The sequence below is a fragment of the Erwinia sp. S38 genome, from assembly GCF_016624545.1.
GTDB lineage: Bacteria > Pseudomonadota > Gammaproteobacteria > Enterobacterales > Enterobacteriaceae > Erwinia > Erwinia coffeiphila.
The window spans coordinates 157,240-181,301 of sequence record NZ_JACVTS010000009.1 but is presented as its reverse complement, the minus strand read 5'-3'; the positions used below and the strand labels follow the sequence as shown (position 1 = coordinate 181,301).

Annotated in this window: 21 protein-coding genes; 6 read left to right on the top strand and 15 right to left on the bottom strand. The window is 51.1% G+C overall.

All coding sequences use genetic code 11. The features are described from left to right. Nucleotides 1–57 precede the first annotated feature (57 nt). From fdhE to fdnG, 4 genes are read right to left on the bottom strand one after another with little or no spacing between them, the layout of a single operon-like run. Nucleotides 58–984 (bottom strand): formate dehydrogenase accessory protein FdhE, encoded by a 927-nt coding sequence (gene fdhE, locus IBT46_RS12515; protein WP_200545924.1) that lies wholly within the window; start codon nt 982–984, stop codon nt 58–60. After that, complete coding sequence (gene fdoI, locus IBT46_RS12510) at nt 984–1,634, bottom strand: formate dehydrogenase cytochrome b556 subunit (protein WP_200545923.1); 651 nt, start codon at nt 1,632–1,634, stop codon at nt 984–986. The genes fdhE and fdoI overlap by 1 nt, the downstream gene beginning before the upstream one ends. Continuing rightward, nucleotides 1,631–2,515, bottom strand: coding sequence for a formate dehydrogenase subunit beta (gene fdxH, locus IBT46_RS12505; protein WP_200545922.1), 885 nt, complete (start codon nt 2,513–2,515; stop codon nt 1,631–1,633). The genes fdoI and fdxH overlap by 4 nt, the downstream gene beginning before the upstream one ends. A 3-nt stretch (nt 2,516–2,518) precedes the next feature. Beyond that, nucleotides 2,519–5,566 carry a formate dehydrogenase-N subunit alpha gene (gene fdnG, locus IBT46_RS12500; protein WP_200545921.1) on the bottom strand — a complete coding sequence of 1,016 codons (3,048 nt, stop codon included), beginning with the start codon at nt 5,564–5,566 and terminating at the stop codon, nt 2,519–2,521. Nucleotides 5,567–5,749: 183 nt separating this feature from the next. Here fdnG and fdhD point away from each other — a divergent pair, with 183 nt between their 5' ends. Further along, a complete protein-coding gene (fdhD, locus tag IBT46_RS12495; RefSeq protein WP_370569442.1) occupies nt 5,750–6,535 on the top strand; it encodes a formate dehydrogenase accessory sulfurtransferase FdhD in 786 nt (261 codons plus the stop codon). A 1-nt stretch (nt 6,536) separates the two neighbouring features. On the opposite strand, the gene IBT46_RS12490 is transcribed toward fdhD, so the two are convergent. Beyond that, complete coding sequence (locus tag IBT46_RS12490; RefSeq protein WP_200545919.1) at nt 6,537–7,313, bottom strand: DeoR/GlpR family DNA-binding transcription regulator; 777 nt, start codon at nt 7,311–7,313, stop codon at nt 6,537–6,539. Between the two features lie 182 nt (nt 7,314–7,495). Here IBT46_RS12490 and IBT46_RS12485 point away from each other — a divergent pair, with 182 nt between their 5' ends. The 4 genes from IBT46_RS12485 (at nt 7,496) to IBT46_RS12470 (ending at nt 12,518) form a co-directional block, all read left to right on the top strand. Then, on the top strand, nt 7,496–8,836 hold the full coding sequence (locus tag IBT46_RS12485; RefSeq protein WP_200545918.1) for an aspartate aminotransferase family protein: 1,341 nt from the start codon (nt 7,496–7,498) through the stop codon (nt 8,834–8,836). A gap of 249 nt (nt 8,837–9,085) precedes the next feature. Further along, a complete protein-coding gene (gene sodA, locus IBT46_RS12480) occupies nt 9,086–9,703 on the top strand; it encodes a superoxide dismutase [Mn] (protein WP_105593634.1) in 618 nt (205 codons plus the stop codon). Between the two features lie 311 nt (nt 9,704–10,014). Continuing rightward, nucleotides 10,015–11,520, top strand: a complete 1,506-nt coding sequence (locus IBT46_RS12475) for a sugar ABC transporter ATP-binding protein (protein ID WP_200545917.1) — start codon at nt 10,015–10,017, stop codon at nt 11,518–11,520. Continuing rightward, entirely contained in the window at nt 11,517–12,518 is a 1,002-nt protein-coding gene (locus tag IBT46_RS12470; protein WP_105593636.1) for an ABC transporter permease, read from the top strand. Before IBT46_RS12475 ends, IBT46_RS12470 begins: the two co-directional genes overlap by 4 nt. Nucleotides 12,519–12,583: 65 nt before the next feature. On the opposite strand, the gene IBT46_RS12465 is transcribed toward IBT46_RS12470, so the two are convergent. Both IBT46_RS12465 and IBT46_RS12460 read right to left on the bottom strand, forming a co-directional pair. Further along, the gene (locus IBT46_RS12465) at nt 12,584–13,066 is read right to left on the bottom strand and encodes a hypothetical protein (RefSeq protein ID WP_200545916.1); all 483 of its coding nucleotides are present in this window, start codon (nt 13,064–13,066) and stop codon (nt 12,584–12,586) included. Next, complete coding sequence (locus tag IBT46_RS12460) at nt 13,063–13,899, bottom strand: winged helix-turn-helix domain-containing protein (RefSeq protein WP_200545915.1); 837 nt, start codon at nt 13,897–13,899, stop codon at nt 13,063–13,065. The genes IBT46_RS12465 and IBT46_RS12460 overlap by 4 nt, the downstream gene beginning before the upstream one ends. 367 nt (nt 13,900–14,266) lie before the next feature. On the opposite strand from IBT46_RS12460, the gene IBT46_RS12455 reads away from it, so the two are divergent. After that, nucleotides 14,267–14,527: a FaeA/PapI family transcriptional regulator gene (locus tag IBT46_RS12455; protein WP_200545914.1), complete on the top strand. Its 261-nt coding sequence runs from the start codon at nt 14,267–14,269 to the stop codon at nt 14,525–14,527. A gap of 73 nt (nt 14,528–14,600) precedes the next feature. Here the strand turns inward: IBT46_RS12455 and IBT46_RS12450 are convergent, their stop codons facing one another. From IBT46_RS12450 to IBT46_RS12415, 8 genes are all read right to left on the bottom strand, one after another. Further along, the gene (locus IBT46_RS12450; RefSeq protein ID WP_200545913.1) at nt 14,601–17,321 is read right to left on the bottom strand and encodes an FKBP-type peptidyl-prolyl cis-trans isomerase N-terminal domain-containing protein; all 2,721 of its coding nucleotides are present in this window, start codon (nt 17,319–17,321) and stop codon (nt 14,601–14,603) included. Further along, a complete protein-coding gene (locus tag IBT46_RS12445; protein ID WP_200545912.1) occupies nt 17,318–17,830 on the bottom strand; it encodes a hypothetical protein in 513 nt (170 codons plus the stop codon). The genes IBT46_RS12450 and IBT46_RS12445 overlap by 4 nt, the downstream gene beginning before the upstream one ends. Nucleotides 17,831–17,841: 11 nt before the next feature. Beyond that, nucleotides 17,842–18,471 carry a response regulator transcription factor gene (locus IBT46_RS12440; RefSeq protein ID WP_200545911.1) on the bottom strand — a complete coding sequence of 210 codons (630 nt, stop codon included), beginning with the start codon at nt 18,469–18,471 and terminating at the stop codon, nt 17,842–17,844. A 461-nt stretch (nt 18,472–18,932) separates the two neighbouring features. Next, nucleotides 18,933–19,499, bottom strand: a complete 567-nt coding sequence (locus IBT46_RS12435) for a fimbrial protein (protein WP_200545910.1) — start codon at nt 19,497–19,499, stop codon at nt 18,933–18,935. Nucleotides 19,500–19,513: 14 nt separating this feature from the next. Further along, nucleotides 19,514–20,020: a fimbrial protein gene (locus IBT46_RS12430; protein WP_200545909.1), complete on the bottom strand. Its 507-nt coding sequence runs from the start codon at nt 20,018–20,020 to the stop codon at nt 19,514–19,516. A gap of 19 nt (nt 20,021–20,039) precedes the next feature. Further along, nucleotides 20,040–20,687 (bottom strand): fimbrial protein, encoded by a 648-nt coding sequence (locus IBT46_RS12425; RefSeq protein WP_264546343.1) that lies wholly within the window; start codon nt 20,685–20,687, stop codon nt 20,040–20,042. Nucleotides 20,688–20,729: 42 nt separating this feature from the next. Continuing rightward, on the bottom strand, nt 20,730–21,461 hold the full coding sequence (locus IBT46_RS12420; protein ID WP_200545908.1) for a fimbria/pilus periplasmic chaperone: 732 nt from the start codon (nt 21,459–21,461) through the stop codon (nt 20,730–20,732). Between the two features lie 13 nt (nt 21,462–21,474). Next, on the bottom strand, nt 21,475–24,000 hold the full coding sequence (locus tag IBT46_RS12415; protein ID WP_200545942.1) for an outer membrane usher protein: 2,526 nt from the start codon (nt 23,998–24,000) through the stop codon (nt 21,475–21,477). Nucleotides 24,001–24,062: the final 62 nt, after the last annotated feature.

The following is a 24,062-nucleotide window of genomic DNA, read 5'->3' as shown; positions in this document are numbered from 1 at the left end:
TTAGTCGTCACCTCATCCCTGGGGGAGCGGAAAAAAATTGCCGGCCGTCTTCATGGCTTACTCCCCGGGAAACAGGAACGGATTCAGGCTACTGCGGGCAAAACCCTCCTGCTCCATCCGCGCGTCAAGGATCAGCGAAGCGAGATCGTCGGCAACCGGCTCAACGGCCGGATCTTTTTCCTGGTAAAGCATTTTCAGGTAGGTCCCGCAGTCACCGCAGCTTTCGGTTTTAATCGCGGCGGTTTCGCTATCCAGCGACCAGTAGTGTAGATCCCGCGTTTGCTCGCAGTTGCTGCACTTCGCCCGCACCACGTGCCATTCGCTTTCGCACAGGTTGCAGTGAAGATAGCGCAAGCCGTCTTTGTGGCTGCCCATATGGATTACGCTGGCAACCGGCACGCTGGCACACACCGGGCAAAACTGGCGCTGCTCGCCCGCTTCGGCTCTGGCTTTACCGGGGATCAGCGCCGCCATCTGCGCCCAGTAGATCGATAGCGCCGCCCAGATAAACGGCGCTTTATCGCTGCTCACCAGGGCGAAGTCGTGAGCCAGCAGCGCCCCGGCCATTTGCTCCAGCTCGCTGGCGGAGGCTTTTTCCAGGTTTTCCAGTACCGACAGCGCCTGCCCACTCATCTCCGGCTTCAGCTCGGCAATCAGCGAATGCAGCATCTGCTGCCAGTGGGCATCGCGCGGCAGCGTGGCGATATCCAGCGGCGGTTTGCCGAGGCGGGCACTCTCTTCCAGCCGCGCCTGCAAATCCATCCGCAGCGGATGATCGTAAAGGACGATTTCCTGCGCGGCGGCAATAACCGCCGCAAAGCGCAGATAGTCGCCCAGTGGATTCTTCTCCGCCAGCTGCCGCAAACGGGCAGCCCGGCGACTGTACAGGTGTTTCAGCTGAGGGAAAAGTAACGGCGGAATGCCCCCCGCCGCGTTGCTTTTTTCCTTCTCCAGCCGGTCCTGCGGAATAATTCTAATCGTCATCAGGGACCTTTTTCGTGTTGTCGCGGTGGGTTTTGCTGCTCGCGTAGTGAGCGATACCAGCGCGGATGATGCCGTTTGGCCCAGCTTACGCTAACCCAGCCTTCGACCATGGCGGTTATCGTCCCTTTCACCCACAGTGCCGCATAAATGTGCACCATAATCACCACGATCAGCACAACGGCCGAGACAGAATGCACCACCAGCGCCAGCCGGATAAACGGAATGCTGAAGTAACCGGCGAACCAGGGACGCCAGATCGCCACGCCACTTAACAGCAGCAGCACTAAACTGAGGATCGCTGCCCAGAATACGCACTTCTGACCAAAATTATAGCGCCCGGTATCTCCCACCTCTTCGTTTTGGGCGATTTTATGGATGTTTTTTGCCCACAGGATGTCGTTTCGCTCCAGCAAATTGTGCCGCCAGTAGCGGAAAAACATCAGCAGGAAAGCCACAAACATCACTACTCCAGTAAAGGGATGCAGGATACGCGCCAGCTGCGGCGTGCCCATGATCTGCATCAACCAGTTAAACGACGGGAAGAAGAATCCCAGGCCGCTCACCGCGGCCAGGACAAAGCAGAAGGCCACCAGCCAGTGATTAATACGCTCCGGGGCACTGTAGCGCTGAATTCGCTGCGGCTTTTTCATGGCTGTTCCTCCTCATCATCATCTTCTTCAACACGGTTAGGTCCGATACCGACATAGTGGAATACCGAAGCGGCAAAGGTGGCGGCAAAACCAATCGCTGCCAGCGGTTTCCAGACGCCTTTCCAGAAAGTCACCGCCGGACTGATCGCCGGGTTCTGCGGCAAACCGTGATAAAGCTGCGGCCTGTCGGCATGATGCAGCACGTACATCACGTGCGTACCGCCCACGCCTTCGGGGTCGTATAGCCCGGCGTGCTGATAGCCGCGCCCCTGCAGCTCACCCACGCGTTCGGCCGCCAGCGTTTTCATATCTTCTTTGCTGCCAAAGTGGATCGCGCCGGTTGGGCAGGTTTTCACACAGGCGGGCTCCTGCCCGACGTTAACCCGGTCGACACAAAGCGTGCATTTGTAGGCACGGTTGTCCTTCGGGTTGATGCGCGGCACGTTGAACGGACAGCCGGCAATGCAGTAGCCACAGCCAATGCACTGCTCCGACTGAAAATCGACGATGCCGTTGGCATACTGAATAATCGCCCCCTCGGACGGGCAGGCCTTCAGGCAGCCGGGATCGGCACAGTGCATGCAGCCGTCCTTACGGATCAGCCATTCCAGCCGGTTATTCTCTTCCACTTCCGCGAAACGCATCACCGTCCATGACTGCGCGGACAGATCGGCAGGGTTGTCATACACCCCGACGTTGCTGCCCACCTCATCACGCAGATCGTTCCACTCGGAGCAGGCCACCTGACAGGCTTTGCAGCCGATACAGGTGGTAACGTCGATCAGCTTGGCCACTTCCTGCTGATGGTCCCGCGCACGCGGCGCGGGGGTGAGGTCGTTGGTGGCAGAGCGGCGGACAATGTCCTGAGATTGATAAGCCATCGTTTACACCTTCTCCACGTTGACAAGGAACGCCTTAAATTCCGGCGTTTGCGTATTGGCATCACCGACGAATGGCGTCAGGGTATTCGCCAGGAACCCCTTCTTCGCCACGCCAGTAAAGCCCCAGTGCAACGGGATACCGATGGTGTCGACCGTTTTGCCGTCGACCATCAGCGGCCGCAGGCGTTTGGTCACCACAGCCACGGCCTTGATGTAGCCACGGTTAGAGCTGACCTTCACCCAGTCCCCTTTGGCAATACCCAGCTTCTCCGCCAGCACTTCACCGATTTCAATAAACTGCTCCGGCTGCGCAATGGCGTTAAGCCGCGCATGCTTGGTCCAGTAGTGGAAATGCTCGGTGAGGCGGTACGTTGTTCCGACGTACGGGAACTCCGCCGCCGTGCCCATTGCCTTCAGGTCGTCGGCAAAGATGCGTGCCGCCGGGTTTGAAATCACCGAAGGATGCAGCGGGTTAGTGCCGATCGGCGTTTCAAACGGCTCGTAGTGTTCCGGGAACGGCCCTTCGGCCATTTTGTCGAGGGCAAACAGACGCCCCAGCCCTTCCGCCTGCATGATAAACGGCCCGGCCTCGCTGCCCGGCGGAGCCGTGCCGTAGTCGGCAACGTCCTGCCCGGTCCATTTTGCGCCATCCCAGTGCAGTAGCTGGCGCTCAGGGTCCCACGCTTTCCCCTGCGGGTCGGCAGAGGCACGGTTATAGAGGATGCGGCGGTTAAGCGGCCACGCCCAGCTCCAGTTCGGCGTATTGCCCAGACCGGACGGATCGCTGTTATCGCGCCGTGCCATCTGGTTGCCTTCCGGCGTCCAGCTGCCGGCAAAGATCCAACAGCCGCTGGCCGTGGTGCCGTCGGCACGCAGCTGTGCAAAGCTGCTGAGCTGCTGGCCTTTTTTCACCAGCACGGTGCCTTTGTCGTCGACCAGATCGACCAGCGCGCGGCCGTTGCTCTCCTGCGCGACCTCTTCCGATGCCGGTGAATCCGGCGTCAGGTAATCCCAGGTCATGTTCAGCACCGCCTCCGGCAGTGCGCCGCCTTCGCTGGCGTAGAGCTTGCGCAGACGCGAGTAGATACCGGCCAGGATTTCACCATCGTTGTGCGCTTCGCCCGGACCGTCCGCCGCCTTCCAGTGCCACTGCAACCAGCGCGCCGAGTTGACGATCGATCCGTCTTCTTCTGCAAAGCAGGTTGACGGCAGGCGGAACACTTCCGTCTGAATATCAGCCGGATGCACATCGTTAAACTCGCCGTGGGACTGCCAGAAGGTCGAGGTTTCGGTATTTAATGGATCGATAACCACCAGGAATTTCAGCTTCGACAGCGACTCGCTGACTTTCTTTTTATGCGGGAAGGAGGCCAGCGGGTTAAAGCCCTGGCACAGATAGCCGTTCACTTCGCCACGGTGCATCATGTCGAAGTAGCGCAGCACGTCGTAGCCTTTATCCCACTTCGGCAGCCAGTCAAAGCCCCAGTTGTTTTCCGCCTGCGCTTTATCGCCCCACCAGGACTTCATCAGGCTGATAAAGAACTTGGGATAGTTGCCCCAGTAGTTCACCTGGCCCGGCAGCAGCGCTTTTGGCGTGTTGGCATCCAGATAAGCGGGCAGCGTGGCCTGTTTGTCGGAAGGCAGGTTCATATAGCCAGTCAGGCTCTGCGACAGCAGGCCAAGGTCGGTTAATCCCTGAATATTGGAGTGGCCGCGCAGGGCGTTAATGCCGCCGCCCGCCATACCCATGTTGCCAAGCAGCAGCTGGATCATCGCCATAGTGCGGATGTTCTGCGCACCCACCGAGTGCTGCGTCCAGCCCAGGGCATAGAGGAAGGTCGCGGTACGATCGCGGACGCTGGTTTCGGCCAGCATTTGGCAGACTTTCAGGAAATCCGCTTTCGGCGTGCCGCAGATGCGCTCCACGATTTCAGGCGTATAGCGGCTGACGTGCGTTTTCAGCAGGTTCCACACGCAGCGGGGGTGCTGTAGCGTAGGATCGCGCAGGGCATAGCCCTCGCCATCCAGCTGATAGTTCCAGCTGCTCTTATCGTAGATGCGCGTTTCCGGGTCATAGCCGCTGAACAGGCCGTCTTCAAAGCTGAAGTCTTCCCGCACCAGCAGGCTGGCATTGGTGTAGGACGCGACGTATTCATGCTGGACGGTATCATGTTCGATCAGGTAACGCAGAACGCCGGACAGGAAAGTAATATCGCTGCCGGAACGGATAGGCGTATAGAAATCAGCGACCGACGCGGTTCGTGTGAAGCGCGGATCGATAACGATAAGTTTGGCGTTGTTATGGATTTTGGCTTCCATCGCCCAGCGGAATCCCACCGGATGCGCTTCAGCGGCGTTGCCACCCATGACAATAATCAGATTCGCATTGCGGATGTCGACCCAGTGATTGGTCATCGCACCGCGACCGAACGTAGGAGCAAGACTTGCTACCGTAGGTCCGTGTCAGACGCGCGCCTGGTTATCGACGGCAAGCATGCCGAGCGAACGGGTGATTTTCTGCGTCAGATAGCCGGTTTCATTGCTGGAGGCGGAAGCGCACAGCATGCCGGTACTCAGCCAGCGGTTAACCGTGACGCCGTCTTCATTGCGGGCAATAAAGTTAGCATCGCGATCGTCTTTCATCAGGCGAGCAATGCGATCGTAGGCCTCATCCCAGCTGATGCGCTGCCAGCTGTCGGAGCCGGGTGCGCGATATTCGGGGTATTTGAGGCGGCTGTCGCTGTGAATGTAATCCAGCAGGCCAGCGCCTTTCGGGCAGAGCGCACCGCGATTAACCGGATGGTCCGCGTCACCTTCAATGTGAAATATTGACTGTTTGGCATTTTTTGCGCCATCGCCCATGCTGTAAATTAGCAGGCCGCAGCCAACGGAACAGTAGGTGCAGGTGTTGCGGGTTTCACGAGCGCGTAACAGCTTGTACTGGCGGCTCTCCGCCAGCGCAGCAGTCGGGACAAATCCCAGAGCGGCAGCCGTGGTGCCTGCCATCCCTCCCGCGCAGATTTTAAAAAAACGTCTTCTGCTGACATTCATCGCATTCTTCCTGTATCGATGTTGCTCAATTATTTTTGCGGCGCTTCCTTCAGAGGTTCACAATTGCCTCAGTTTAAACGCATACGGTCGCAATGTTACCACATTAACCGTGTGGTTGTTGGTTAAGGATAAAACAGATTGAGCGAAAAACAGCACAATATCGACACAAAATCGGCAGAGGTTATCGGGGCCGGTTTAGCTGAGGTGTGGCCGCGAGACAGCCTGCAACACTCCCGTTCGGACTGGCTGGCGGAAGAGGTTCCGGTGGCGCTGGTGTATAACGGCATCTCCCACGTCGTGATGATGGCCACGCCGAAAGATCTGGAAGCATTCGCCATAGGTTTCTCGTTATCAGAAGGGATTATCAGCAGCCCGACGGAGATTTATGGCATCGATATTCAGCCCGCCTGCGAAGGGATTGAAGTGCACGTTGAACTGTCCAGCCGCCGGTTTATGGGGCTGAAAGAGCGCCGCCGGGCGATGGCCGGGCGTACCGGATGCGGCGTCTGCGGCGTGGAGCAGCTGGAAGCGATCGGCAAGCCCATCGACGCTCTGCCGTTCAGCCAGACCTTTAACCTCAACCATCTTGATACGGCCCTGCGTCAGTTGGGTGACTTCCAGCCGGTCGGCCAGCTGACCGGCTGCACTCATGCTGCCGCCTGGATACGGCCTGACGGCAATTTAACCGCCGGTTGTGAAGATGTTGGCCGCCACGTGGCGCTGGATAAACTGCTTGGCCTGCGCAGCCGGGCGGACTGGGGTGCGGGCGCAGTGCTGGTGTCCAGCCGCGCCAGCTATGAGATGGTGCAGAAGGCCGCAATGTGCGGCGTGGAGATCCTGTTTGCCGTCTCCGCCGCGACCCGACTGGCGGTTGAAGTGGCTCAGCGCAGCAATCTGACGCTGGTCGGCTTCAGCAAACCCGGCCGCGCGATGGTGTATACCCACCCGCAGCGGCTGATCGGCGGCTGAGTTAAACCAGCAGAACCTGCGGAAGTTTCTGCTGTAAGGCCGCCAGTGCAGGCAGTGCGGCGGCACCCTGATCGCTGATTAGCGTACCGATCTGCTGGATGCTGGCGTAATTTATACGGCTGCTGATGCCGATTTTCGTGTGGTCGGCCAGCAGGATCAGACCGCCAGCCTGTTCGGTCATCGCTCTGGCGATGGCCGCCTCATGCGGATGGAAGCTGCTGGCCCCCTGCCTGGCGTCCACGCCCACCGGCGACAGCAGCGCCAGGTCGGCACGATAACGATAAATTTCACTGACCGTCAGCTCACCGCGCGTCTCCTGCGCCCCCGCCCGCATGCTGCCGCCCAGCAGGATCACCTCGTTGTTCAGCGTCTCGTGTTCTTCCGCTGCACTGAGCTTTAGCGCGGCATTCAGGCTGTTGGTGATAATCGTCAGGCCGGACATCGAACGCAGTTCTTCGGCCAGCATGGTGGTGGTGCTGCCCGCATCAATAAACAGGGTCTGCCCGGGCTGTAAAAGCTGCACTGCCGCTCGGGCAATCGCCCGCTTTTCTTTTGCCATGGAGGCACTGCGCACGGTCAGCGGCGGTTCCGGTGCGGCGTCCAGGGCGACCAGACCGCCGTGTACCCGGCGCGCCATGCCCTGCGCTTCCAGCTCGATAATGTCACGACGGGCCGTTTCCCGGGAGATACCCAGCTCTTTAATGATTCGCTCGGTACTTACCTGATTCAGCGTACTGAGCAGCGCGCGGATGCGATGTAAGCGTGTTTCCTGCAGCATAATTCTGATTTCCTGACGATAACTCACCGTCATAGCCTAACTGACAATGCGATACTCTGCATGTGTATTTTATTGCGTTTGTGTATTTTGTTGCATTTGTCGAAAAAGTTGCCATGATAATCCCCAGACATCACTGAATGCCTGCCGCCGGGCAAACCTCATTTTTGTAACGGGAGCAATCAATGGCTACACGTTCAACCATCATGGATACCAACAGTTTTCGAGCCGAGCACGCTGACGGGCTGGATGCCGACGTGCGTAAACTGACCGATAAGCGCAGCAAAGTGCTGGGCGAATCCTACCGCCTGTTCTACCGCAAGCCGGTGCATCTGGTGAAAGGTAAGGGACAGTATCTGTGGGATGCGGCGGGAAACAAATATCTCGACGTTTACAATAACGTTGCCAGCATTGGCCACTGCCACCCGGCGGTGATTGATGCGGTATATCAGCAGATGCAGCAGCTGAATACCCACACCCGTTACCTGCACGAATCGATCCTTGATTACTCCGAACAGCTGCTCGCCACCGCACCGGCCGCCGTCGACCGCGCCATGTATATGTGTACCGGTTCGGAGGCCAACGATCTGGCAATCCGTATTGCGCGTTCATACAGCGGCGGAACCGGCATTATCGTCAGTCAGGAAGCCTATCACGGTACCAGCGATCTGACTTCCGGCGCTTCTCCGGCGCTGGGTAGTGGGCAGCCGCTCGCAGCAACCACCCGTCTGGTGCCGCCGCCGGATCATTATCGCGTTAATAGCCCCGATCTCGGTGCCTGGTTCGCCGCTGAAATTCAGAAGCAGATCGACGATATGGCCGCGCACGGCATCAAGTTCGCCGGCTTCCTTGCCGATTCCATCTTCTCCTCCGACGGCGTGCTGCCAGGGCCGAGAGGCTTCCTGAAGCAGGCCGTTGACGTGGTGCATAAGAACGGCGGTATCTTTATTGCCGATGAGGTCCAGCCCGGCTTTGCCCGTACCGGGGACACCTTCTGGGGCTTCGCCCGCCATGACGTGGTGCCGGATGTGATCACCACCGGTAAACCGATGGGTAACGGCATTCCGGTTTCCGGCCTGCTGGCCAAAAGTGATGTGCTGGCCGCGTTCAGTGACGATATTCCTTACTTCAATACCTTTGGCGGCAACCCGGTAGCGATGGCCGCAGCGCAGGCGGTGCTGAAGGTGATTGAAGAAGAAAAGCTACAGGAACACAGCCGTGTGGTGGGCGCGAAACTGTTAGCGGAACTGTTAACGCTGAAAGAGAAGTACGAGTGCGTGGGCGACGTGCGTGGTGCCGGGCTGTTTATCGGTTTTGAGCTGGTGACGGATAAAGCCAGCAAAACCCCGAACAAGCCGCTGGCGCTGGACGTTACCGAAATGCTGCGCGACAACCATGTTCTGACTTCAGTAGCCGGGCCTTACGGCAATGTGCTGAAGCTGCGCCCACCGTTGGCATTTCAGGAAAGCGACATCGACTGGCTGGTCGGTGCGCTGGACAAGTCGCTGGCGGCGCTCGCCCGTTAGTTTACCGCTCTGCTGGCCGGATCAAACCGGCCAGATCCCCTGCCTGCCGGGTTAAATTTCCCTTAGATCATTTCATTGTAACTCTGCGGCGAAATGCTATAACCCGTGCATCTTAGCGGCTGCGAACGATACCCTTACTTTGTTCGGGGCATTGATAACCCTTTTCCCGATCATTTATTTAACTATAATGATCCGACTGCTTACCCGGTGCCGTACTGGCACCCCCTGATATTAATGGAGATGATGAACATGAGTTATTCACTACCATCCCTGCCTTACGCATACGATGCGCTGGAACCCCATTTCGACAAGCAGACGATGGAAATCCATCACACCAAACACCACCAGGCCTACGTTAACAACGCTAACGCTGCGCTGGAAGGTACTGAATTCGCTAACCTGCCTGTTGATGAACTGATCGCTAAACTGGACCAGCTGCCAGCGGATAAGAAAGGCCCACTGCGTAACAACGCCGGTGGCCACTCTAACCACAGCTTCTTCTGGAAAGGTCTGAAAACCGGCACCACGCTGGGCGGCGATCTGAAAGCGGCTATCGAAAAAGATTTCGGCAGCGTTGACGCGTTCAAAGCGGAATTCGAAAAAGCAGCAACCACCCGTTTCGGTTCAGGCTGGGCGTGGCTGGTTAAGAAAGGTGACAAGCTGGCGGTCGTTTCTACTGCTAACCAGGACAGCCCGCTGATGGGTGAAGCGATCTCCGGTGCATCCGGTACGCCAATCATCGGTCTGGACGTGTGGGAACACGCTTACTACCTGAAATATCAGAACAAACGCCCTGACTACATCAAAGCATTCTGGGATGTGGTTAACTGGGATCAGGCTGCTGCCCTGTTCGCTGCTGCGAAGTAATTTGCCGCAGGCGTGATAAAAGCCGGTGACGCGATGCGTTGCCGGTTTTTTTTGCCGATGTTTAGCCTGCTTCCCGTCAGTTTACCTTCATCCCTCCGCACGCAAAAATATAAAAATGCTGGTTAATTGCATTTATCTGATTTTACATACTGATAATCATCCATCGGTCAGCGCTTAACTCCGTTATATATGGACATCTGGATGGCTAATAGGATTTTGTGTTAGCTTATGCTCTTTCGTTTGTTGCCTGCCGTGATAATTCATTAAAAAATGCAGCGCACCCTCATTGATTAGCCAGAGAATACACGCCTGTGACCGCGCAAAATCGCCTTGAAATGCGCCATATCTCCATCGCTTTTGGCGGCTTTATGGCACTCAAATCCGTCGACCTGACCCTCGAGGGACACTCTGTTCATGCACTGACCGGTGCAAACGGGGCCGGTAAATCAACGCTGATGGCCGTCCTGTCAGGAGCCTACGATCACTTTACCGGTGAAATTCTGCTCGATGGGCAACCGGTAACCATTCGATCCCCACGCGATGCCAAACAGCTGGGCATTCACCTGGTTCAGCAGGAAGTGGACGTGGCGCTGGTCCCCGGCCTGAGCGTGGCGGAAAACATCATGCTGGACCGGCTGGCCGAAGGCGGCCAGCTGTATCGCTGGGGCGCAATGCGCCGCCAGGCTCGCGCGCTACTGGAACAGCTGGATGTGCAGATTGATGTCCGCCGTAAGGTTGAGCACTGCACGCTGGCGGAAAAACAGCAGATTTTACTGGCCCGTGCGCTATCGCATCATTGCCGCTTCCTGATTCTGGACGAACCAACGGCACCGCTCGACCAGCACGAAAGTGAACGTCTGTTTGCGGTGGTTCGTCGGCTACAGGACAGCGGGATTGGCGTGGTGTTTATCTCGCACCGCATCCACGAACTGAAAGCGATCTGCGATCGCCTGACGGTGCTGCGCGATGGCGAGCTGATTGAAAGCGGACCCATGCAGGATCTGAGCGGCGAACAGATTGTGGAAAAAATGCTTGGCCACCAGTTGGACGACATCTATCCACCGCGCCGCCCACCGTTCAGCGAGGAGATCCTGCTGCATATTGACGGTCTGCACGATGAACAGCTGCTGAAGGATATTACGCTGACGCTGCGTAAGGGCGAGATCCTGGGCATTGCCGGACTGGCGGGCGCAGGGAAAACCGAGCTGTGCAAGGCACTGTTCGGTGCCAGCGCCAGCCGGGTTACGCGCGGCGAGCTGCACGGCAGGCCATGGAAGCCTTCAACGCCCCATGCCGCCGTTGAAAAGGGCATGGCGCTGATCCCCGAGGAGCGGCGCAAAGAGGGCATCTTTGTTGATGAATCGGTGGTGATGAATCTTAGCGTCAGCGCCGACAACAGCTTTTCCCGCTGGAGCCTGTTCGGCCATCGCCAGGCATGGCGCTGTGCGGAAGAGGTCATCAACAGGCTGGGTATTCGCACCACCGGCCCGCGACAAACGCTGCGCCGCCTGTCCGGCGGTAACCAGCAGAAAGTGGCGATTGGTAAATGGCTGCGAAACGATGCCGACGTGCTGATTTTCGACGAGCCGACAAAGGGCGTTGATATCAAAGCAAAAACAGACCTGTTTGAACTGATCGACGGACTGGCTCGCCAGGGTAGAGGGGTGATTTATGCCTCCGGCGAATTTGCCGAACTGGTCGGACTGTGCGACCGCATCTGCGTACTGTGGGACGGGCGCATTGTGGCCGAAATGGCCGCCAGTGAAACCGATGAAGAAACACTTTTACTTTATTCCACCGGAGGAACACCTGCGTGAGCAGCAAAGAAATTTCCCTCAAGCCGACAGCATCTGTCCGGCACCAGCTGTTTGATTTTCTCTATAAGTGGGGAATGTTGCTGACGGTAGCGGCGCTGATTATCGGTTTTGGCCTGGCGTCAGACAGTTTCCTGGAACCGAGTAACATCATCAATATTCTGCGATCTATCGCTATCGTGACGGTGATTGCGATTGGCGTATCGATATCGCTGACTATCGGCGGTTTTGACCTCTCCGTCGGCTCAACCGCATCGCTGGCCAACTCGCTGGTGATCTCCTTTTTCGTCTGGTACGGATTCGGCCCCACGGCGGCGATTGCACTGACGCTGCTGCTTTGTACGCTGGTTGGCCTGTTTAACGCCTTTATGATCGTCGTGCTGAAGATCCCTGACATGCTGGCCACGCTCGCCAGTCTGTTTGTGGTGCAGGGTGTGGCGATGACCTACAGCTTTGGCGGCTCCATTACCGAAAACATGGTGTTACCAAGCGGTGATATGGCCGAAGGCACCATTCCGGCGGTGTTCTCGCTGCTGGGCCAGGTACCAATTATCGTTATCGTAATGTTGGTGGTGACGGTGCTGGCGCAGCTGCTGCTCTCCCTTACCAAGCACGGACGCCGTATGTACGCCATCGGTGGTAATCCGGAGGCTGCACGCCTGTCCGGTATTCGTACCAACCGTTATCGCGTGGTAGCGTACGTTATCGCCTCGCTGCTGGCCGGGCTGGGTGGCATTCTGCTGGCTTCCCGTATCGGTTCTTCGCAGGTTAACGCCGGCGGTGGATACTTAATGGATGCCGTTGCCGCAGCGTGGATTGGGCTTTCTCTGGCCGGTGCCGGGAAGCCAAACGCGCTGGGAACCCTGCTTGGAGCGGTAATCCTCGGCGTGCTGCAAAACGGCCTGGTGATGCTGTCCGTTCCCTACTATGCCATGGATATTATTAAAGGCCTGGTGCTGGCGGTTGCGCTGGCGATAACCTACGTTCAGCGTCGGCAGTAGCGACTGACGGACCCACCCTGGCCAGAATAAAACGGTTTATATGCCTTGCGCAGTAAACCGTTTTTTCATTCATCATTACAAACATACAGCGGGGTAGTCAGCCCCGAAACCAGCCATGCATGTTGATTAAATCGCGTCAGATACAGGATAAAAGATCGGCTCTTCATCAGGTTACGATAAAAAACCTCATCCGGAACCGTATCTGTCTCACTGACAATACTCTGGCCCCAGGACAGTTCCAGTACGTGGTTTTCAGGATGATAACGGTAATCCATTAGCAGTGTTCTGCTCAATATGAAGCGCCCCTCAGGTGCAACCAGACGACCGGTATACAGTAATGCCAGCCTTTTGCTGCCCAACGTGGTCAGGCTCAGACGCCCCTCCATATGTGCCAATGCATCAGGCTGTCTTATCTCAATATCCACCTTCGCGCTACAGGAAAGCACCAGCTTATTATTAGCAAAATAGGTATTTTTTTTGCCCGGGATGATAATGCCTCCCGCAATTAAACATAGAGCAGCGAAGCAGAAAAAAAGTATTTTCTTCATGGTTTATGTATGGTTAGTGAAAGATAGTTCTCACACTTCGATTTATTTTCTCTCTGGTCAGAGAAGCATTGCACAAGAAAAGCCGCCTGCTGATTATGCTCTGCATCATTTGTAAATTGAGTCGTCTTGAGATAAATGTGACTTTTTTTATTAACGCAGTTAATGTTTTTTTGATTGATGATTTTCTTAACGATATCCATTTTATTCTTATCGACAATTTCCCTACCTGATTCTAAATCAAAAACATGGCACAGCCCAACTGAAGAAAATGCGCTTTTATCTCTGGAGAAAAAACCATTCGGGAAACGGGACGTTATAATAACCAACGAGAATAAAATGACTGCCAGAATAATGAAATTGATATTAAAAATTTCTCGTCTAATGAAAATATTTATGAAGCGTTGAAATCTTTTTATTTTACCTTCTCTGGTATCAGGCTTTAATTCCGTAAAACTATCTTCCTCCTCCTCCTCTTCAATTCTTTCTTCTTGCCTACACTGACTGTCGATGACTATCAGAACCTCAGCTTCAAGCCTGAACCCCTCTCTTGGGGAGGTAATGATGATATCCTCCATCCCCAGCTGTGAAAAAATCTTTCTCAGAAAGCTGATATGATTACTAAGATTGTTACTGGAGGGGCTCAATCCGTGATTTCCCCAAACATTTTGTAGTAACTCATCACGTGTTAACGTAATACCCGAATGAGTAACCAGTTCATTTAAAAGCCTGCAGCCAGGTTTTGAAAGCTGTACTGGGATATTTTCTTCCCCTAACAGAATCAGCATTCCAGCGCAAGCATCAAACTCCACCAAATTATTTATTGAGTATTTCATTAGGTATCTGTATGTGAGGGTTCATTGATATATTCATGAGTATCATTTCTTTCAGGACCAAAACAATCTCACCTGACATTCTTAACGCCTTACTTATAAGGATCATTCATTTAATCATTAGGTTTTTAAGTAATGCCACATCTTAATTTTGCGAGCTAATGTTCTTAATAAATTACATTTTTAACCAAAAGACAGAATATAATGCTGAAATAAATTAAAAAATTGGATTATTGTTATGTAATTTTTAACTAATTGATATTAAGTTTTGATTTATGAAAACAAAAGTTATCATTGAACTACTTGATTATCAGGGGGTTTGTTTTTTATTAATCGGCAGGAGCCGGGTTTACTAAGAAGGAGTTATAAAATGATTGAATCCACCAGGGGTTTTCAAAGAGCAACATCCGTAGAACGTGTTATCAATGCACTTCATGATTTTTTTAAAGAAAGTGATTCAAATGATGATGTCACGGCATATGCCAGTACCAGAGATATCGCCGACAGATCTGAACTCAGCATCTATAATGCACGGCATATTTTAATCAAGCTGGAAAAAGAAGGCGTTATTACTTCCGTTAAACAGCGGAAGAGTCTTTACTGGAATAAAACCGACTCATTCACGGGTTAACTCAAAACAAAATGACGCATTCAGTTCTACTGAATGCGTTTTTATATACCCAATTAAAAAATCTGCACCAACATTACTTTTTCGCATTTTCTGGATAAACATCTGAAACGCGCAGATCATAAACCATAGTTGCATTAGGCGGTACTTTAGGCGGATATCCTTTATCACCATACGCCAGCGCAGGCGGAACAACAATGGTAATAGACCCATGGTTTTTAAGCTTTGACAACGCTTCGCGGAATACCGGCGGGAATGCTGATATCGGCTGAGTCAGCACAATACCTTTAGCATCCATATCCTCAATAACCATGCCATTGGCCAGACTCTCTTTTACAACGACATCAATTGTTGCGCCCGAAGGAATAGGCGTATCTCCCGTATACCCGAGACGATACCAAAAACCAGATTCACTTTTTTTGACATTCTTCTGTTTGGTAAAATTAGCCATGAAGTTTTTAGTCGACTTGTCTAAATCGCCCATGTACTTCTCACGACCCGATTTCACCCGTTCGCTGATGTTCATTAATGCCTTATGCAACTCAGCTGGAGGAAGCTTTTCCTTCCCCTGGAAGGAATCGATGATCCCAGCAAGAACGCTCGGTTTATCGCTATCCGTTGATGCCCAGTTACGGTTTTCGGCCTGGAGCTGGAGAATCTCTGTTCCAAGAGAAACACCTATTGCATATGCCTCACGGGTTGATTTCTTCTTCAGCGTTTCAGAGTTAATCTCCAGCAAGCCTTTAGCTTTGGATGAAACACTCTGTTTTGTCGCTTCGGTAAGCTCGGCCTGAGTTGCATCCAGTTTTAGCTGCAGCTCCTTAATCTTATTCTCTGCCACCTTGTTCTCTGCGGTGAGTTTTGAATCATCATTTTTGGCCGCCTCTCCGCCGGTCGTAACAGCTTTTTTCTGCAGCATCAACGCAGTATCTAACTGTCCCTGAAGGGCTTTTATTTTAAGCTGACTGTCAGCCAATTGAGCCGCACCAGGTGCGTTATCTAACTGGTGCTGTAATTTATCTTTCTCTGACTGAATAGCGCTTTGCTGTTTCCGGGCTGAAACCAGTTTGCCCTGCAGCTCTTTTAATTGCATAACAAGAGCGGCATGACTTGCCTCATTCCCCTTAAGATCGCTTTGTAGCTTCTGCTGGAATTCCTGTTTTTCAGCAAGCAGAGCCGTCTGCTGAACCTGTAATGCATCCAGTTTTTCCTGAAGCGCCTTAATTGTATTATCAGCCAATTGCTTCTCTGCCAGCAGAATGACATTGCTAGCTTTCACCTGTTGGCTGGCGCTGATTTCCTTTTTCTGAAGCTGTATAGCGCTGGCATCCAGCTCACCTTGCAGGGCTTTCACCTTCTGCTGGCTGTCGGCCAACTGCGCAGAGGTGGGGGCATGTTCAAGCTGACGCTGAAGTTTTTCTTTATCTGCCAACAAAACCGTTTGCTGCTGCTGGGCGGTGGTCAATTTATCCTGCAGCTCTTTAAGCTGCACGGCGATCGCTGCGCTATTTGCCTCTTCACTAAGCAGACTGTTTTGCAGCTTTTGCTGAAGTTGTTTCCGCTCTGATTCCAGAGTCGCTTGCTGAATTTGGGATGCGGCAAGTTTCTCCTGTAGAGCTTTGATCTTATCATCCGCTACTTTTTTCTCAGCGATTAGCATTTCGCTGCTTGATTTAGCCTGTTCAGTCGCGCTGCGCTCTTGTTCCTGAAGTCGCTGGACATTGACATCCAACTGATTTTTCAGCTTAGTAACCTGCTGCTGACTATCGGAAAATTGGGCAGGCGTAGGAGCAGCCGCCAGCTGTTGCAGCAGTTGTTGCTTTTCATTTTCTAAACCGGCGAGTTGCTGCTGCCGGGAAGCCAACTCCTCCTGTAGTTTATTCTGCTGTTTTTTGAATCCTTCAAGCGTATCACTCACACTGCCATGGTTGGAGATCTGCGACATAAGCTGTTTATTATCGTCAGCATACTGCTTATTCTCGCTCTCTAACTTGCGCATGGAAGCTTCAAGTTGTTGAACCTGTGCCAACGCCTGTGATGATTTCTGACGGCTTGCAGCAAGGTCCGATTCCAGCAGATCGTTTTGCTTGTTAAGCTTTTCAAGCCTGGCATTCAGCGATGTTTCACGTACGTCCTGCATCTGAGCATTGTTCTTCTTGAGAACCACGATTTTACTCTGTAAATCATCAAGCTGTAATTTCAACTCTTTTTGCTTTTCTTGCATCGTAGATTCTGCAAGTTGGGCATCTGCCGCCCGTTGATTAGCCTGCTTCAGATTTTCAGCAAGAGCGTCAGATGCGGGACGTAAAGTAAATGCCCTGTAGAGGCTCTCAATCATATTTTGAGCCATCTTCAGATCTTGCGGTGAAGCCACTGGAATAGCAGCGGCTGCAGCAGACGCTTTATCAGAAGCCTGCTGGAGTGTCGAAAGTTGCTTTTCGAGTTTTTGAATAGTCTGACTTTGCGCCGCAATCTCGTGCTCTTTTTGGGCAACATGCGCTTTCAACTGTAATAGCTGACGCCGTTCAGACTCAGTCATCAGAGCCTGATTGACTACGGGTGCAAGTACAGGTTTTTTAGGCACAGACGACCGATTACGCTTCGGTTTAGGCGCTTTTTTGGCGGGTTTGTACCGCGGAGTATCGACCTGTTCTTGTTTATACTTACGCGCAAACTGAAGAACCGCTGGTGCTTCATTCGGCTCGGCATAGGCTGGACGGCCAACAACCATCAAACTGAATATGAGCAACGCAATCTGGGAATGAACGAAAGGGAATGCGCCTGGCTTACGGTTCATCGGCGGGCCTCACCTCGGCGCGTCAGTCCATCCAATAGAGTTTGAGCGATCTGGGCACACAGCAGATTAGCGCGATATCGATATAACGCATCTACCGTGTCCTGCGTATCGGCATTAATCTTTTGGCGGAGGTTAGCGTATTGAGCAGCGCCATTCATCAGGTAGTCGAAAGAATTACGCATACGCGTGTACTGCGCCGGGCTCATCACTTTCAGTGCATCCAACTGAGACTGGCACTGCTGTAGCTTTTCACTTTCCGTCTGATATTTTTCGCTGTGCGTCTCCGCATTGCTATTCTGCCGGGCAAGCACCGGCTTTCCGCTATCACTAGCAGAGGAAGCAGATGTAGCACCAGCGGTGGCAGATTGCACTTGTGCAGTATTGGATGATGAACGGACCATCGATTTACCTGCGTTTGATGTGGTCTGACAACCCAATAAAAAAAATGCAAAAAATAATATTACATTATTTCTTGCATACAAAAATAAATTGGAAGATGTTTTAATCATGAATATCTCAGTTATTTTTCACGGGAACGCCATGATTCACACCACCCTTCCTGAAGAAGCCAATAGTTCAGCTCGGCAGGACGAATCATGTTCAGCTTAGACATAATATTTCGTTTATGGGCACTTACTGTTTTTTCACTGATGTGAAGAAAACGGGCCACCGCACCATTACTAATACCACGAGCGAGATAACGCAGTATCTCCGTCTCACGCCTGGTAAGATTGTTTTTAGAACGTACTGAACAAGGCGGTATTAAAATGTTGCGCAAATCAGATTGTGGCTCAAGGTAATTACGGATAGCTTTAGCAAAATCATCAACGGCCTGATCTCTGTATAACGAAGTATACTGATTTAACTTACTGATTTTCAATGTGCTTGCTGTATTATTCGATGTGGCATCATGAATGATAAACACGCTTAATGCGCGAGAAGCCAATCTACGATTCAAATAGTGAAGATTCGCAACCGATACTGTGTCCGCAGACAAAAATATTAGTTTGGCCCGACTGTTAAAAACGCAGTCGGTAAACTCTACATTCAGCCCCATTGATGATGAATTATCACTGATGCAATTCATTAGCCCTTCAGCAAAAAAGCGATTAAGGTCATTGATGACAACTGTTAAATGGTTTCTTTTCATAAATAGATCCTGATGTTATCCCTAACCCGAGAAGTTGTTATTTAATCTCAACAACCACCCTGCTATCTCCTGATGGCAATCGTTGGGATTGTATCTCAGAGAATTTAATAAAAAAAGCAAGCCGTCATTAATACATAAACTGCGATATAATATATCGCACATATTTTATTGATGGTTTAGAGCGTCGCAAGAGGTTATTTTTTATTTTAATGGCGGAATTTAATTTCTTACTTAATGACATATTTTTAAGTAAAAGTCCATCTGTGGATACTGAGTGAAACCTACTGTTTTAACTAGAAAAATCAACTGTGAAAAAGGAAAGTGTTGCTGAGCATCTTTTTAATGTTTTTAAAAATCAATGTCAAGACACTCAGCCAACACACAACTTGGAAAGAATAATTAATGCAGAAGGGATTTCATTTCTACTGTCATGTCATTACCAAAATCATTGGTCAATTGGATTATTCATATTCAAGATAAAATGTTGCAACAGCGGTAAATGGCCCCAAAACAATGTTTTTTTTATTTATGGCTTCCGGTTCCGCCTGAACGTATGCTTTAAAGTAAATTTCATTGCTTCCCTCTTTCAGCTGGTAATCCGAAGTCTTTTTACCGAGCGGAAGAGATGAACCATCAGCCGTTTCAAGCCCAACCGCAATACCTGATGTTTTCCCCCCTTCCGTTATCGCAAGGAGGTTAGGCAGTGCAGTGCTTCTCTGTCCATCGAAAGATATTCTTACATTCTTGCCTACGCTCAAATCGCACTCAGACAGTAATAGACTGAATTGGCGAGAGTATGATCGCCCGTAAATATAAAGTGACTTTTCAATAACTGAATCAAAATTAAGACTAAGCGACTCATTACCCTGATCTATGATACAGGGCTGAGCAACTAACTGCCCCGAAAAGCGCAGATTGTCTGCACCGCTACTATCCTCTACAGAATATGCAGATGAACCAGCTGATAAGGTCGATATCAGCAGGCTGGTATATAAAAAAGATCGGCTAAGTCTGAGATATCTTTTCATCCAGCCAGCTCCTGTTAGTGATATTCAGCCTTTAATGTAGCCGTTGCTTCAAAATTACCATCCGTTAATGTCCCTCCAGATTTATTCACAGGAACCGCCCATATTTCCGGTTGACTATTATAATTAATATCAATAGGTTTGTTCAGGCTAAATTTAGTCTTCGAACCACCACTACCATAATAAATTTGAATTCCAAGATCGCCAAGATTGGTTTTGATGACACCATCACCGTAGGCACCGCTCCCAACCAGCGTTAACTGCAGATCCAAACCTGAAGTACCGTTACCACATTTTAGTTTATAAGGAACAGGCTGCATAAAATTAACCCCATCGATTTTACTAATAGGCATACGACCTGGGAACGCAATAACGATCTGTGATCCGGTTTCATCCACACCAATAGTACATTGTGGTGGAATAACTAACGTTCCGGTAAACTTCAAATTATCTGCAGCGTTAACCTGATTACATAATAAAATAGCCAGTGCGAATGCGGTGCCATTTTTCAATAAATTCATCATTACTTTCCTTGTTATCTGATTATTGGTAATCCAGTCCAACATTAATCAGTGACCACCAGTTACCGGCAACTAAGCTTGCACGCGTACGCTCGGGGGCGATTATATAGACTAACTGATTATTCCCCGGTGTGAGTTGTAAAGGAGTGGCATGGCCACCAACACGGACATCTCTTCCGAGCATATCCTTAAGTCGTAATGCCAATCCGCTGGCTCCGTTGACCTGAATCAACTCCGGATTATCAGGGTCCAAAGGAGCCTTAAAGCTAATGGAAACGGATGGTTGCCTGTTGCTCCAGTTGACGTTGCCCGTGAAGCTATCGCTCACTCTTGAAGCAGAAGATGCACAATCCTCCAGCTTTATCTCAAACCTCACGGCTTTACCACGTTCACCGATATGTCGTAGCTGTGCAGTTCCTATATTTCCCATGGAGATATCTTGCCAGGCAGAGCTGGTAGCCAAACGGCAGGCACTTTCCGTTAGCGAACCGTGAACGTGTATTTCGCCATGTGCACCATCTACCTCCCAGTTATCCGCGGCCAGAATGGCAGGATGATATAAAGTACATGCAGCAAAAATTGCAGACGCAACGGCGCACCTGATTGAATGAGAGGGCCTTTCATTCTGTACCAACGGGCTGCAATTTATTTTTCTCTGCTGTTTTTGCACACCTGATCTCCTTATCCCGCAGTTTATTCTTTAGATCCGTTATTAAGATTTAATCGGCGTCGCCTTGCAGGTAATGCCACTACAGGTAAATTTCAGCTGAGGGCGCCCACCGTAGTCATTGATATAAGTTAATACCGGACTATCGCCTAATACTGCTGCACCTGATTTAATCGGAGCCTGGCCATTTGGAGCAATCATTACGGCTTCAAAGTCTTTTGCAGACGGTCCCTTCACGCGACTACTGGCATCGACGAGAGTGACATAGTATGGCGTCGGATTATTAACCACATAACGATCTCCCTGGCGAGTCAGCGTGAGTTTTTCCTGCCACGGTGTGCTGTTGCCCTGAATCATCAGCGCAGCAGGACGGTAAAAGAGTTTTACACGTGTCTGGAGTGCGATTTGCAGTGTATTTGGCTTATCGCTGCGTGGTGGAATCTCTCGCAGGTTAAAATAGAACAGCGATTCGCGTTCCTGGGGCAGGCTCTTTTCTGCGCCTACCGACTGAATCCTAACCTGGCTTTGAGCACCAGGCTCAATGCGCTGAACTGGTGGTAATACAGTTAATGGCGAAGAAACTTTGTTACCTTTCTCATCTTCAAGCCATGCCTGAGCCAGATAGGGCAGCTGTTTATTTTCGTTACTGACGCTAAGACTCACCGATTTTTGGCCACCGTCAAATACAATGCGGGTACGATCTAACGCAATAGCCGCAAATGCAGACTGGATCATCAATGGAGCCAGTACCAGCCCCATAATAATTTTTTGTTTCATTTTCTCATCTCATCTATTTTTTGTTACCAGCCACCATGTGGCATGGCAACAGTAAATTTGTCTCTTCGCTGATTAACAGATTCTTAGGCAGTGACAATTCACATTTTTCTTTGCCATCCCAGAATACTTTCATGGTTTCACCTGCTTTAATGCCAGACAGATATACGCTACCGCCATCATTAACAATCCCGACGCTCTGATTTCTGCTATTTCTGACGGTGGCACCAAATGGCGGTGTAGACCCATCTGCCAGACGGAGTACCGCCATCGCTTTTTCCCCAGAAATAACTTCGAATTTACGATAACCAATTGCGCCTTCAGTCAGGGTCGCCTGAGTGACAGAACGAATAGCTTCAGAATTCTTTGGTAACTTATTGAGATCGATTCTAAGTTTGTTTCGGTAATAATTACTCACGTCAGCTATTACAACTTTTCCGAAGCGGTTAGACGAGCTCGTTGCGCCATAACCACTAACTGGAACATCCGCCACACCATCGGTATCCAGAAGAATACGGGTTCCCCCAATAATACTGGTTCTGTGCAATGCTGCACCTTTCAGTGTTGCAGTTGCCCCACCCTGGACGCTCAATCCGACCGAGCTGTATTCTCCTTCCTGATAAGTGGCATTAGCATCAATCTGGGCAATATCACCTTCATGAGTATAATAACCACTTGCCAGCGCCTTACTGTGTGATAGTCCACTACTGACCTGATAGTTGTTATGTTCATCGATCCGTCTGTAATAGCTCGCTTTATTTGTATTTTCAGAACGCCCCCAACTGCCGTTATAGCTCAGGCTGGCATCGGTGCCGATCGGTAATGATAGCGACAAGTACATCCCGTCATCAGTATGACCGTTATATTTATTTCGGAAAGCAGTTAATGACAGACTTAAGTTTTTTAAGCGACCTAAGTCAAAATAGCTTGACACTGTCATATCGTAGCGATCGTTATCTGGTCTGTCCCAATATGTCTGATGGTTATAATTAAGGTACGCACTAACGCCAGTATCACGGAACTGCTGGTTAAAGGAGATGGTATACATCTCTTTACTGTTTTGCGTGCGGACTCCGGTTATTCTGGCATCGAGATATTCACTCATGCTCATGTAGTTTTTCTGCGAGAAGCGATATCCCGCAAAGGTCACCTGATTATCGTAGTCATCAAAGCGCTTCGAATAGCTCAAGCGATATGAACCGCCCGAGTATAGCTCATCACTATGAGGCAATTTTGCCCTGGATTGCGTTGCGTCAAATGAAAGAGCGCCAAGGAATAACAGATCGCGACCAATACCTAATGCAAGAGCATTATATCTGCCGTCGGATACACCACCGCCATATAAAGACCAGCCGTTATTAATACCCCAAGAGAACTCTCCGGAACCAAACATCGGTCCATTAGCATGATGTCGCCAGTCTGTAGGGCGACCAGATGCAATTTTGTAACGGATTGTTCCTGGACGAGTCAGATAAGGAATGTTCGCCGTATTGATCGAAAATTCCTGCACGCTTCCATCCTGCTCTTCAACGCGTACATCTAATTTACCGGTAACCGCATCGTTAATATCCTGAATACGGAATGGACCAGATGCGACCTGAGTTTGCTGTAACACACGCCCTTGCTGAGTGATAATGACTTTTGCGTTAGTTTTCGCTACGCCGGTAACTTCTGGCGCATAGCCACGTAGATTGGGCGGCAGCATCGCATCATCGGTTGCCAGCGAAGCGCCGGTAAAACGGAAGCTGTCAAAAATATCAGAGTTGAGGTAGTTCTCACCCAACGTCAGTTTTGCTCCAAGACGAGCTATGGTCCTGTAGGCGTAATAACGACTCCAGTCCCAGGTCATCTTGTTAGATGCTCCATTACCTGACTGATGATTGTAACGGCTTTGCCAATCGGCACGAAAACGCCATACGTCAAAGTTGGCACCTACGGTACCATTGCCACTAACATCATAACTCTTTTCTCCGCCCTTACTTTGGCGTTGTCCCTGAGCATTGACGTTATAGTCGAACAACAGCCCTGGAATACCATTGTCCCAGCGCGAGGGCGGGTCCCAGTCATCAGAGGTATATTCCAGGTAAGCCTGCGGAATGCTGAGATAAACCGTCGATACGGACAGATCGCTTTTAACCACCGTTCCTTTCAGACTGTCAGCAACCAGGCAGCGTCCATTGTGCCACCAGGTCAGTTTGTTCTTCATTGGTGGCTTCAGGCCAATTTGCTCTACCAGCTCTGGTGTAATACAGGCTTCACTGCCTTTAGGATCGTTATCCGGAGCATAAAAGCTAACTGGCTGTTCTCTCAGCTGCTGCTTGTTAATATTGACGGACATGATGTAATCACCCGGCATAACGAAACCAGCACGGGAAAACTGATTGAGGTCGATATTTTTACGATCGTCAACATCGAGTACATCGACGTTAAAATTGAAGTCCTGGGATTTAGCGGGAAAGACAGCGCCGCTGATGATGCAACTAATGATTAATCCCAGAATATGCGGGCGTGTAGAAAAAGACCTAAAATAATATGGCGTCATCATTCCCTGACCTTTTTTATTCCATTCAGCGCCATAGAGTCATCTACATCAATGGTTCTGCG